Origin of the sequence: Planococcus sp. PAMC 21323, from assembly GCF_000785555.1 — a bacterium.
Taxonomy (GTDB): Bacteria; Bacillota; Bacilli; order Bacillales_A; family Planococcaceae; genus Planococcus.
In genome coordinates, this window is sequence record NZ_CP009129.1 from 890,498 (window position 1) to 902,120 (window position 11,623).

Annotated in this window: 12 protein-coding genes; 8 read left to right on the forward strand and 4 right to left on the reverse strand. The window is 38.3% G+C overall.

What is annotated here, in order from left to right:
- Positions 1-27: 27 nt before the first annotated feature.
- The 3 genes from PLANO_RS04460 to PLANO_RS04470 all read right to left on the reverse strand — a co-directional run bounded on the left by PLANO_RS04460 (position 28) and on the right by PLANO_RS04470 (position 2,911).
- Complete coding sequence (locus PLANO_RS04460; protein WP_038703299.1) at positions 28-1,200, reverse strand: M20 metallopeptidase family protein; 1,173 nt, start codon at positions 1,198-1,200, stop codon at positions 28-30.
- 149 nt (positions 1,201-1,349) lie between these two features.
- Positions 1,350-2,345 (reverse strand): sodium:calcium antiporter, encoded by a 996-nt coding sequence (locus PLANO_RS04465; RefSeq protein ID WP_038703300.1) that lies wholly within the window; start codon positions 2,343-2,345, stop codon positions 1,350-1,352.
- 53 nt (positions 2,346-2,398) lie between these two features.
- Positions 2,399-2,911: an antibiotic biosynthesis monooxygenase family protein gene (locus tag PLANO_RS04470; RefSeq protein ID WP_038703301.1), complete on the reverse strand. Its 513-nt coding sequence runs from the start codon at positions 2,909-2,911 to the stop codon at positions 2,399-2,401.
- A 210-nt stretch (positions 2,912-3,121) separates the two neighbouring features.
- On the opposite strand from PLANO_RS04470, the gene hemE reads away from it, so the two are divergent.
- From hemE to PLANO_RS04485, 3 genes are read left to right on the forward strand one after another with little or no spacing between them, the layout of a single operon-like run.
- Positions 3,122-4,168, forward strand: coding sequence for a uroporphyrinogen decarboxylase (hemE, locus tag PLANO_RS04475; RefSeq protein ID WP_038703302.1), 1,047 nt, complete (start codon positions 3,122-3,124; stop codon positions 4,166-4,168).
- A 40-nt stretch (positions 4,169-4,208) separates the two neighbouring features.
- On the forward strand, positions 4,209-5,123 hold the full coding sequence (hemH, locus tag PLANO_RS04480; protein ID WP_038705377.1) for a ferrochelatase: 915 nt from the start codon (positions 4,209-4,211) through the stop codon (positions 5,121-5,123).
- Between the two features lie 44 nt (positions 5,124-5,167).
- Positions 5,168-5,638, forward strand: coding sequence for a FixH family protein (locus tag PLANO_RS04485; RefSeq protein ID WP_038703303.1), 471 nt, complete (start codon positions 5,168-5,170; stop codon positions 5,636-5,638).
- 191 nt (positions 5,639-5,829) lie between these two features.
- Here PLANO_RS04485 and yhfH read toward each other — a convergent pair whose 3' ends face one another.
- Positions 5,830-5,955, reverse strand: a complete 126-nt coding sequence (yhfH, locus tag PLANO_RS15800) for a protein YhfH (RefSeq protein WP_008430608.1) — start codon at positions 5,953-5,955, stop codon at positions 5,830-5,832.
- 143 nt (positions 5,956-6,098) lie between these two features.
- On the opposite strand from yhfH, the gene PLANO_RS04490 reads away from it, so the two are divergent.
- Genes PLANO_RS04490 through PLANO_RS04510 form a run of 5 tightly spaced genes read left to right on the forward strand, consistent with a single transcriptional unit; the run spans position 6,099 to position 11,557 of the window.
- Entirely contained in the window at positions 6,099-7,091 is a 993-nt protein-coding gene (locus tag PLANO_RS04490) for a lipoate--protein ligase (RefSeq protein WP_038703304.1), read from the forward strand.
- 43 nt (positions 7,092-7,134) lie between these two features.
- Positions 7,135-7,869, forward strand: a complete 735-nt coding sequence (locus tag PLANO_RS04495; RefSeq protein WP_197053108.1) for a response regulator transcription factor — start codon at positions 7,135-7,137, stop codon at positions 7,867-7,869.
- Positions 7,869-8,897: a sensor histidine kinase gene (locus tag PLANO_RS04500; RefSeq protein ID WP_038703306.1), complete on the forward strand. Its 1,029-nt coding sequence runs from the start codon at positions 7,869-7,871 to the stop codon at positions 8,895-8,897. The genes PLANO_RS04495 and PLANO_RS04500 overlap by 1 nt, the downstream gene beginning before the upstream one ends.
- Complete coding sequence (locus tag PLANO_RS04505) at positions 8,875-9,648, forward strand: ABC transporter ATP-binding protein (protein WP_038703307.1); 774 nt, start codon at positions 8,875-8,877, stop codon at positions 9,646-9,648. The genes PLANO_RS04500 and PLANO_RS04505 overlap by 23 nt, the downstream gene beginning before the upstream one ends.
- A complete protein-coding gene (locus PLANO_RS04510) occupies positions 9,620-11,557 on the forward strand; it encodes an ABC transporter permease (protein ID WP_038703308.1) in 1,938 nt (645 codons plus the stop codon). Before PLANO_RS04505 ends, PLANO_RS04510 begins: the two co-directional genes overlap by 29 nt.
- Positions 11,558-11,623: the final 66 nt, after the last annotated feature.

Sequence of the window (11,623 nt, forward strand, 5' to 3'; positions counted from 1 at the left end):
ATCTAAAATAGATGTTGGGCTTTGTTTTTATTCTTTATTAAAATGGATGGCCGCTGAACCTAGAGTTTTAGCTGCTATCAACATGGCTTCTTCTTTAAAATCAAATTTCGGGTGATGGTGAGGGTACACGTCACCTTCAGGCATTGCGCCTGTAAAGAAGAAAGATCCTGGAATTTCCTCGAGGTAATAAGCAAAATCTTCTCCCCCCATTTGAGGTGGGCAGTCATAAACTTCGGTAACTCCTGGCACTGTAGCTGCAACGTCTTTAACAAACAAAGTTTCGTTTTCATGATTAATTACAGCAGAGTAACCACGCTTGTAATTAAATTCGTAGGCACTGTTATTTGCTAAACTAATGCCTTTAATCACACGCTCCATCTCAGTTTCCATTAAGCTCCGAACATCTTCTTTAAACGTCCGAACAGTTCCCGATAAAACGGCTTGGTCAGCAATAATATTGAATGGGTTTTGTGCAACAAATGAACCTATAGATAAAACAGCGGACTCTAAAGGATCTGCACGTCTAGATACTAAGGTTTGAAGAGTAGAGACAATTTGAGAGCCTATTACAACAGCATCAATCGTTTCATGCGGACTAGCGCCGTGACCTCCCCGGCCTTGTACTTTTAGCGTAAAGCTATCTGCAGCTGCCATTAGAGGACCGACACGAGTATCTATTCGACCAAATGGTGTCATAGACCAAAGGTGGGTACCGAAAATGGCATCAACTCCGTCTAACACTCCTGCTTCTATCATCGATTTTGCGCCACCAGGTACGAGTTCTTCAGCGTGTTGATGAATCAATACATAAGTTCCTTCCAATTCATCACGCATATCAAAAAGTGTTTTACCCAGAACTAAAAGTGTCGCTGTGTGGCCATCATGCCCGCAAGCGTGCATGACCCCATCAACCGTAGAACGATAAGATACACTTTCTTTTTGATCGTGGATTGGCAAGGCATCAAAATCGGCACGCAACGCTACGGTTTTTCCGGGTTTGGCTCCAGTAATCCTAGCCACAACACCATTCCCACCAACATTGGCTTTTACATCAATGCCTAATTTTTCATAGTAAGAAAGAATGTAGCGAGCTGTTTTGGTTTCGTGAAAAGATGGCTCAGGATGCATGTGTAAATGGCGACGAATTTCGACCATCTCTGGGTATGCAGTATCTAAAGCTGCGTATAATTTAGTAATCATTGTATAAAACTCCTTTTTTTATTTAAGCATATCACAAAATATTTTGAATATGCGGAAGGGTGCATATTAATAAATTTTTTATGTAGTTTATGTGAACATAGAAAAAGACACGGATATTCTGAAAATCAGAATATCCGTGTCTATTTTTATTAATAAGTAAAGTTTAAGTAAGATGCTGCAAAGTACACGATAAGAATAATCACTGACGGTATTGCATAAGATAATGTAGAGGTACTTCCTTTTCGATAAAGTGAAAACAAAGCCAATAGCGACATTATCAACACACCAACAGCGATAATCATATTTGCACCGGAAACATCCAACATAATAGGGCCTGCAGTGTAGACAGGATCAGATAATGCAAGAATGATCATATTGAAAATATTGCTCCCGAGAATTGCACCAACAGCCATATTGACATTATTCAAACGTAATGCAATAAAAACAGAAATAGCTTCTGGCAGGGAAGTTGCGGCTGCAATTAAGAAACTACCGATAAAACTTGATCCGATACCAGTTATAATTGCAATTTGGTCACCTGTAATCGATAAGGCTGTCCCCGCTGCTAAAATGACTAACGCGGCGATAATAAAACGAACAATTGCGGCTTTAGGTGATAAAGAAGCACTTGGATTTTCAGGTTCTTCTTCTGATTCTACAATCGCTTCTGCTTCAGGATCTAATGAAGGAAGTTTGTTGATAACTATCATCCCGATAATATAGGTAACAGCAATTAACAACGCATCCAACCCTACGCCAAAGATTTGCATATCTAGACGTAGCCAAAGAGCCATAACGACAAGAACAGTCAACAAAATTCCGAGCAAGGCGGTATAAATATTATTACGTGAAGCTCTGTTTAAAATTTGACGTCTTCTAAGTAAAAAATCAAATCCAGCAAGAATAAACAGATTAAATAGATTCGACCCGACCATGTTCCCAACAGCGATGTCCGCATTGCCAATGGCTGCTGCTGAGAAACTAGTTGATACTTCAGGGAGTGAAGTCGCACCCGCCAATAATAGCGTACCAACCATCATGCCGCCCATTGCAGTTTTAGAACTAATTACGTCAGCGTATTGAGATAGCTTAATAGATGCAACCACAGTAAGTGCAGCTGCTAAAATAAAAATAACAAAAACCAATTATTTTTCCTCCTTAACTAACCAAAAACCCCTCAATATGGGGGGCGAGGTGATCATTCTTCTTCAGGTTTAGCTCGGTAAGTACTGACATAAGAGACACCAGAGAAAATATTTGGTCGTTGTGCACTCGTATCAGTTTCTGGTTTAGCAGAATGAGCTTTTGCAAATGCTTGTGATTCTTTCCATTTCTCATAAAAAGCTGGAGATTCCCATTCAGTTAATACAATATACGTATCTGAATCAAGTGGTCTCAAAACACGGAAAGCAATATATCCAGGTTCATTTTCAATCGCACCCGCTCTATTTTTAAAACGGTGTTCGAAAACTGGACGACCTTCGTCTGAAACAGGGATATTGTTTAAAACAAAAAACCCTTTTTCTTTAAATTCACCGGTACCATCAACAACTTCATAGCTACGAGGTGTTTGGAAAATCGTTTTGCCTTCTGTTTCATGAAGCATTAAAGTAGTGCCTTCGCCTTGCATGACCACCATATTCTCTTGTGGGTGCTTGTCACGCATTTTTTTCATAAAATCATATGTTCCTGTAGTCATGTAAAAATTCATTAAAACCCCTCCTAAATAAATATATATACTATTATATACTTCCCTATTGAAACTTACATGAAACAGGTTTGTCGAACAAGTGAAATGATAAGAGTCAAATTTATGACAAATGCGCTTGGAATCTATACAATATAGTACGGAACGTCTATAGTATAGACGGATATAGATAGACAAAAAAGTAGAATAGCACATCGAAGGGATGAAATATTCATGACATTTAATGATACTTATCTTCGCGCAGCCCGTGGAGAAAAAACAGATCACGTACCCGTTTGGTATATGAGACAAGCTGGACGTTCGCAGCCCGAATACCGCAAAATCAAAGAAAAATATTCGTTAGAAGAAATCACGCATCAACCTGAACTTTGCGCATACGTAACTAAACTTCCGGTAGACCAATACAATAATGATGCTGCTATTCTTTATAAAGATATTGTGACGCCTTTGCCAGCAATTGGTGTTGACGTGAAAATCAAATCAGGAATCGGTCCTGTTATCGACAACCCAATTCGGACGATGGCAGATATCGAACGTTTAGGAGAAATTAACCCAGAACAAGATGTTGATTATGTTCTTGAAACTATTCGTATTTTGACGCAAGAACAACTAAATGTGCCGTTAATCGGATTTTCTGGCGCGCCTTTCACATTGGCGAGTTATATGATCGAAGGTGGCCCATCTAAGAGTTATAACAAAACAAAAGCGATGATGGTGTCAGAACCAGCTATGTGGTTTGCGTTAATGGATAAATTAGCGGATACAATTATTCCTTACGTAAAAGCTCAAATTAAAGCTGGTGCGAAAGCAATCCAGATTTTTGATTCATGGGTTGGCGCATTAAACGTTGAAGACTACCGTATTTTCATCAAACCGGTAATGGATCGTATTTTTGCTGAATTGCGTACAGAAAATGTGCCCTTGACGATTTTTGGAGTGGGTGCAAGTCACTTAGCGAAAGAATGGCATGAACTTCCTGTAGATGTTGTTGGACTCGATTGGCGCTTGCCGATTTCTGAAGCGCGTTCAATGGGCTTAACAAAAGCATTGCAAGGGAATTTTGATCCGGCTTATTTATTGGCTGACTGGTCAGTAATTGAAGAGCGTGCTAAAAAGATTTTAGATATGGGCATGCAAAATGATGGCTACATCTTTAACCTTGGTCACGGTGTATTCCCTGAAGTTAATCCAGATACATTAAAACGTTTAACTTCATTTGTTCACGAATACAGTGCTGCACATAAAAGTAATTTGAAATAAGGACAAAACTTATATAGAGGTGATTAGGTTGAAGAAGAAAATGGGATTATTAGTAATGGCATATGGAACGCCATACTCAGAAGATGATATTGAACGTTACTACACACATATCCGCCGTGGCCGTAAACCGAGCGAAGAAAGTCTGGAAGACTTGAAGAGCCGTTATAAAGCAATTGGTGGTATTTCGCCACTTGCTAAAATCACATTGGACCAAGCAAATGGCTTATGCGATCGGTTAAACAACGTTCAAGATGACATTGAATTCAAAATGTATCTAGGTTTAAAGCACATTGAACCATTTGTAGAAGATGGCGTAGAAGAAATGAAAAAAGACGGCATTACAGAAGCCGTTTCAATCGTTTTGGCGCCCCATTTTTCGACATTCTCAGTAAAATCGTATAATGGCCGTGCAGCAGAAGCCGCCGAAAAAGCGGGCATCTCGTTAACCTCTGTTGAAAGCTGGTACAAAGAACCAAAATTCATCCAATATTGGACGGAAAAAGTAAACGAAACATTTGATGGGATGTCAGAAGAAGAACGAGCGAAAGCTTGTTTGATCGTATCTGCGCATTCTTTACCAGAAAAAATTATTGCAAATGGCGATCCATACCCAGATCAATTAAAAGAAACAGCTCAAATGATCCAACAAGCTACAGGCGTTAAAAACGTGGAAATCGGTTGGCAAAGTGCAGGACAAACGGGCGAGCCTTGGATTGGACCAGACGTTCAAGATTTAACTCGTGATTTGTTCGAACAAAAAGGTTATACATCATTTGTCTACACGCCAGTTGGATTTGTAACAGATCATTTAGAAGTTCTTTTTGATAACGATTATGAGTGCAAAGTTGTCTGCGATGACATTGGCGCAAATTATTATCGCCCAGAAATGCCAAACGTACAGCCATTATTTATCGACGCACTAACGGATGTAGTTTTGCGTGAATTAGCTAAATAAGGATAGTAAACAGATAGCTGTTTTAAAACAAAGGAGAACTGGTTATGAAAAAGTTTGCATGGCTTGGATTACCCTTACTTTTACTTGCTGCGTGTGGATCTGGAGAAGTTGAATCTTCGGGTACCGGTCCTCAAGTAGAAGAAGTAATGGTGACGTTTAACACGGATACTCAAGCAGAGCCGGCCCAAGATATCGTCCTATCCGTCACAGTGACACAAGGCGATGAAGCTGTAGAAGACGCAGATGAAGTTGTGTATGAGGTGTGGCAATCAGGTGATCGCACCAATAGCGAGATGATACCAGCAGCGCACACGGAAAATGGTATTTATGAGGCACAGACGAACTTTGACGAAGAAGGTTTGTATTATATGCAAGCACATACGACAGCGCGTTCGTTGCACGTAATGCCTAAACAAGAAATAACTGTTGGCGATCCAGATCCAGCCTCAATTATTGCTGATGACAGTGATGATGCACAAGGTATGGATAAAATGGAAGACCATTCTGGACATTAACCCAAAAAAAGACATCGCTTTTGCGGTGTTTTTTTGTTGCAGAAATTTTTGAGATTAGCGTTTCTCGGATGGCTTGCTGTTATGGTACAGTAAGTGAAATTGTTTGCTCGGAGAACTCTAAACAAAAGAACATAAAAAACGAAGCTACACTAGAAAGCGTAGCTTCGTTTAAACATTAAATTAGGCTGATTTTATAAATTATTGCAGGAATCACATTGAGTACCATAACATTCATGCTGCTCTTCCATCTTTTCTCCACATGACGCGCACTGTTTCGGGGGCAAGTTCTTGAAAAATTCAACTACGTTTTCAATCATAACTTCCATCTCCTTTTGTTATAGTACTGTTGGTGTTTAAAATAGTGTATTATAACAGTTGAGATTCGTCAACCCTTAATAGTGAATTAATTTAAATAATCCGTTAAACTAGTAACATGAACTTAGCCTAAAGGAGAGAGATTATGTATTTTGTAGATAACAAAGGCATCACAGATCCACGAATTAACTTAGCGATTGAAGAATATTTGTTGAAAAGTATGGATGTAGAAAAAGATCCATTTCTTCTGTTTTATATTAATGAACCTTCAATCATCATCGGAAAAAACCAAAATACTGCTGAAGAAATCAATACCGATTATGTAGATTCTAATGGCATCCATGTAGTTCGACGTTTGTCTGGTGGAGGAGCGGTTTATCATGATTTAGGTAATTTAAATTACAGCTTTATCACGGTTGATGATGGAGAGAGCTTCCGTAACTTCCGTAAATTCACTGAACCTGTTGTGCAAGGGCTACAAAGTCTTGGTGTAAATGCGGAACTTTCTGGACGCAATGATTTAATGGCAGAAGGCCGGAAGATTTCAGGTAATGCACAATTTTCAACAAGAGGGCGCATGTTTAGTCATGGCACTTTAATGTTTGATACAGAAATAGATGCAGTAGTCTCTGCTTTAAAAGTAAGTAAAGAGAAAATTGAGTCAAAAGGCATCAAGTCGATTCGCAGCCGCGTTGCAAATATTTCTGAATTTTTGAAAGAACCAATGAGTGTTGAAGAGTTTCGAATGGCTATTTTACATTCAATCTTTGAAGGCCAAGAAAATGTTCAGTACTATGAGTTAACTGACCAAGACTGGAAAAACATTCACGAGTTGTCAAACGAACGCTATGGCAATTGGGATTGGAATTATGGAAAATCTCCTAAATTTAATATTAAACATTCTCATCGCTTTCCGGTTGGCGGCATTGATGTTCGCTTACAAGTTGAGAAAGGCATTGTTCAAGACACTCATATTTATGGGGACTTTTTCGGTGTCGGAGACATATCAGAAGTCGAGCAAGCGATTGCTGGATCTAAATACGAACGTGCTTCTTTAGAGGAAGCAATTGCTGGAATTGATATACCTAAACTTCTGGGTGGTATCACAACAGAAGAGTTTTTAAAATTAATTTATTAAGAACTTCTGAAGAGCCTGCATTTATGCAGGCTCTTTTGTTAAAATGGAAAGAAAAAGGAAAGGGGGAATCATTGTGGCTGTTCAACGGATCTTGATTGTAGAAGATGATTTGAAAATAGCGGAATTGTTAGCTGAAACCTTAAGGAAATACCATTACGAAGTAGAGACCGCAAAAGATTTTGATCAAATCATCGAAGAATTCGAAGCTTTTGATCCCCACTTAATTTTACTCGATATTAATTTGCCATCCTATGATGGCTATTATTGGTGCCGTCAACTTAGGCAGCAAACTACTTGTCCGATTATTTTCATCTCAGCTCGGTCAGGTGAAATGGATCAAGTTTTTGCTTTAGAAAATGGTGGGGATGATTTTATCACGAAACCTTTCCATTATGAAATCGTCCTTGCAAAAATAAGAAGTCATTTAAGAAGAGCATATGGCGAATATGCGCCAAAACAAGAAGAGCGGTCTATTAGGGCTGGTCGTATTATTTTGTACATGGAACGAATGGAATTGCATATAAAAAAAGAAGTTATTCCATTGCAAAAAAAAGAATGCACAATTTTGGAGCTATTGCTAAGCTGCTATCCTAAAGTAGTATCACGTGAGCAATTGCTAGAGGAGCTATGGGATGATCAAGCCTTTGTAGATGAAAACACCCTAAACGTCAACATGACACGAGTTCGGAAAAAATTATCCGATTATGGTGTGTTGTCTGTTATTGAAACGGTAAGAGGAGCCGGATATCGCCTTTTACTTCATGAGGAGGAATCCTAATGCTGCGATTATTTATGAAAGAACATGCAGCATTTATCGTTTTTCAAGTTGTACTCGTTGCATTTATTATGTTGTTGTACTGGTTGGATGGCTTTCGAAATGTGGATACAGCAATCTACTCATTCGTTATAAGCACAGTGTTAGTCATTACTTTTTTAACAGCTCGCTTTGCTAGACGCTATCACTATTACCAGCGTATTTTGTCAGCCCCCCAAAACTTAGAACATATGCTACAACGTGAAGGCAAGTCACCAGAACTAGTTCAAAACGAAATTTATTTGCAAAAATTATATCGTTTATATCAGCATGAAGTGCAAACTTTATATGCATCTCAAAATCGGCATTTACAGTTTATGAATCAATGGGTTCATCAAATGAAAACACCTATTTCGGTCATGCATTTATTGCTTCAAGAAGAAAAAGAACTGGATAAAAATAGCGTTCGTGAAGAAATGGAGCGCTTAAAAGCCGGATTAGATACGGTATTAATGAATGCACGTCTAGATACTTTAGAGCAGGACATGCAGATTGAACAAATTAATTTGCGTTCTTTAGTCAGTGAAGTCGCAACAGAAAACAAACGATTGTTTATTTCGAAGCGTGTTTATCCAGAAATTTCAATCAGCGAAGATCATATTGTTGCAACCGATCAGAAATGGCTGAAATTTATTGTCGGTCAATTTTTAACAAACGCTGTAAAATACACCTTTGAACCAAATAAGAAAGTTTTTATGACTGCTGAGTGTTCAAACGGGAATACATTGCTGTCAATTCGTGATGAAGGAATTGGGATATCATCTTCTGACTTGCCTCGTGTCATTAAACCCTTTTTCACTGGTGAAAACGGGCGGAAAGTTGGAGAATCAACAGGTATGGGCTTGTATTTAGCTAAAGAAATTTGTAGTAAATTAGGACACGAACTAACGATTTCTTCCGTTCAAGGAGAAGGTACGACTGTATCTGTTTTATTCTTTAATCAAGATTTCGTAACACAGGAGGATCATGATGACAGTAGTGAAAATCGATGAAGTAACAAAAGTTTATGAAGGAAAAGTGACGCACCGGGCAGTTAACCAGCTAAGTTTTACTGTGGAAAAAGGAGAATTTCTCGCAGTGATGGGTCCATCCGGTAGTGGCAAAACTACTTTACTTAATTTGATTTCAACAATCGACTCACTCACTTCTGGCGAGATATTGGTAGATGGCGTTAATCCGCATTTACTGGACAAAAACGAGCTAGCCTTATTTCGAAGACGAGAAATGGGCTTTGTTTTTCAGGACTTTAATTTACTTCAAATGTTAACTGTCGAAGAAAACTTAGTGCTGCCGTTGACGCTCGATTATTTTGCTGTTGATGAGATGGCAAAGCGCGTACTGGTAATTGCCGAACGTTTAGGACTGACGTCGCTTCTTCATAAAAAACCAAACGAAATTTCGGGAGGAGAAGCTCAACGGACAGCTATAGGACGTGCCCTAATTCATCAGCCAGCGATCATTTTAGCTGATGAACCTACAGGAAATTTAGATTCTAAATCTTCAAGAGACGTACTTGAAATTTTATCGCATGCTTCTAAGAAAGACGAAACAACCATCATCATGGTAACTCACGATCCGATTGCAGCGAGCTATTGTGATCGTGTTCTTTTTATAAAAGATGGTGAATTTTTTAATGAAATCTATGGTGATGAACGGCGACAGACTTTTTATCAACGAATTTTAAATGTCCTGTCGTTGTTAGGAGGATCCGTTAATGACGTTTCGACAACTCGCTTACCATAATGTTTTCCGCAATCGAAGAAATTACGCAGCGTTCTTTTTAGCCAGTGTTTTTTCAGTTATGGTATTTTTTGTGTGCTCTATGTTCATTTTTCATCCGTTATTTGAACAAGATGCGTTGCAGCTATTAGCTGTTCGGGGCATGATGATAGCTGAAGTGGTTTTGTACATTTTCACCTTGTTTTTCTTGTTTTATTCGATGAGTGCATTTTTGCAAGCTCGTTCGAAAGAATTTGGTGTACTTATGCATTTAGGAATGACAAAAAAACAATTAAACAAATTGATTTTTTTTGAAATGCTTATAATTGGTACGGTTTCTACGACAACAGGAACGGTATTTGGCTTTGCTTTTTCTAAATTCTTTTTCATGATTGGCAGGGAAATTATGGAACTCGATACGTTACCACTCTATGTATCTTGGGAACCCTTCTTGCTAACAATCGTTGCGTTTGCTAGTTTGTTTATCATTATCTCTTTTGTTAGTGTCGGATTTATTCGTACAAAGCGAGTGATTGATTTACTACAAGGCTTTTGGAAAGTAGAAGAAGAAACAAAGTCGTCTACAATGCTGTCCATTATGGGGATTATCTTTTTAACAGTCGCTTATACATTTGCTGTCAATGTTTCAGATGAAACCGTATATTATATTGTGTTTATCGTTCCACCCCTGGCTACATTTGGGACTTATTTGTTTTTTACACATACCCTTACTTTTTTACTGAACTTATGTAAACGGAAAAAAAGAGTGTATTGGAAGAAAACACGATTAGTTTCATTGGCCGAAGCATCAGTAAAGTTAAAAGATAGTGCACAAATGTTTTTTATCGTTACTATTGTGTCAACACTTGCATTTTTAACAGTCGGAACTTTAGCATCTTTCATGTCATATACAGGTGATTTTCGAGAATCTAATCCGCTCGGACTTATTTATATTTCATTTGATGAAAACGAACAAGAAGCCGAACATATTGAGCGGCTCACGAGTCAATTAACAAGCGAACAATTATCTTATGACTTAGTAGAATTGACTGTAAAGCGACAAACTTCTGAAGCAACTGGAAACGACGTCGATATTTTGGCTTTATCAGAGTTTAATCGGTTGGCTACGGCTCTTGATTTTGAACCGGCTCAATTAGCACAAGGAGAAGGGATGTTTGTACCTTTTTCATTAGATTCAGTGAAGGCGCTCGAAGATGTAAGTGTGGATACATCGTTCATTGAAAGCGAGATACCTTTATCGATTCGATCAACTTATCCGCACGTTGTCTTTCCAATTCATACTTTAAATCTTAATACAATTATTGTAAGTGATGAAGATTATGCGGAAATTAGCCAACCGCTCCTTGGGTATGAAATTGGAAGCTCAGATTTCATTTATTATGCGTTTGATATACTCAATTGGACCGAAACAATGAATATTGGCGATCGCTTAACAGAAACCATGTATGAAGCAACAGAAGAAACTGATTTTAATGGAGTCAATTATTATTTTGAAAATCCAGGTGCAGATTACCGCTGGTTTAAATCATCATTTGCCTTGCTATTGTTTATCGGGGTTATGGTAGCAGCAGTTTTCTTACTAGCAGCCGGAAGCTTTATTTACTTTAAATTATATACAGGTCTGGAAAGAGACCGGAAGCAATACAAATTACTTACGCGCATGGGGATGACAGAGAAAGAGTTAGGTAAGATCGTCAACCGTCAACTTATTCCTCAGTTTTTTTTACCGTGGGTAATTGCTCTTTTGCATAGTGCCTTTGCTTTTATTTCGCTACAAGTTGTGTGGGATGAATTTGCTGAGCTATCAATACTCGGTGAAATGGCCATTGTGCTTGGTGGTTTTACCATCGCACAAATTTTATATTTTTACTTGATACGTTGGCGCTATGTCGCACACTTACAGGCACCGTAATCTAACGGTGCCTGTTGTATTGTCTGAAGATTTATTTTATAATGAAAATAGATTAAAATATGAATG

Bases quoted from the DNA above. Each gene is read 5' to 3' on its own strand.
- PLANO_RS04460 (WP_038703299.1), bottom strand. From the start codon at position 1,200: ATGATTACTAAATTATACGCAGCTTTAGATACTGCATACCCAGAGATG.
- PLANO_RS04470 (WP_038703301.1), bottom strand. From the start codon at position 2,911: ATGAATTTTTACATGACTACAGGAACATATGATTTTATGAAAAAAATG.
- hemE (WP_038703302.1), top strand. From the start codon at position 3,122: ATGACATTTAATGATACTTATCTTCGCGCAGCCCGTGGAGAAAAAACA.
- hemH (WP_038705377.1), top strand. From the start codon at position 4,209: ATGGGATTATTAGTAATGGCATATGGAACGCCATACTCAGAAGATGAT.
- PLANO_RS04485 (WP_038703303.1), top strand. From the start codon at position 5,168: ATGAAAAAGTTTGCATGGCTTGGATTACCCTTACTTTTACTTGCTGCG.
- yhfH (WP_008430608.1), bottom strand. From the start codon at position 5,955: ATGATTGAAAACGTAGTTGAATTTTTCAAGAACTTGCCCCCGAAACAG.
- PLANO_RS04490 (WP_038703304.1), top strand. From the start codon at position 6,099: ATGTATTTTGTAGATAACAAAGGCATCACAGATCCACGAATTAACTTA.
- PLANO_RS04495 (WP_197053108.1), top strand. From the start codon at position 7,135: ATGGAAAGAAAAAGGAAAGGGGGAATCATTGTGGCTGTTCAACGGATC.
- PLANO_RS04500 (WP_038703306.1), top strand. From the start codon at position 7,869: ATGCTGCGATTATTTATGAAAGAACATGCAGCATTTATCGTTTTTCAA.
- PLANO_RS04505 (WP_038703307.1), top strand. From the start codon at position 8,875: ATGACAGTAGTGAAAATCGATGAAGTAACAAAAGTTTATGAAGGAAAA.
- PLANO_RS04510 (WP_038703308.1), top strand. From the start codon at position 9,620: ATGACGTTTCGACAACTCGCTTACCATAATGTTTTCCGCAATCGAAGA.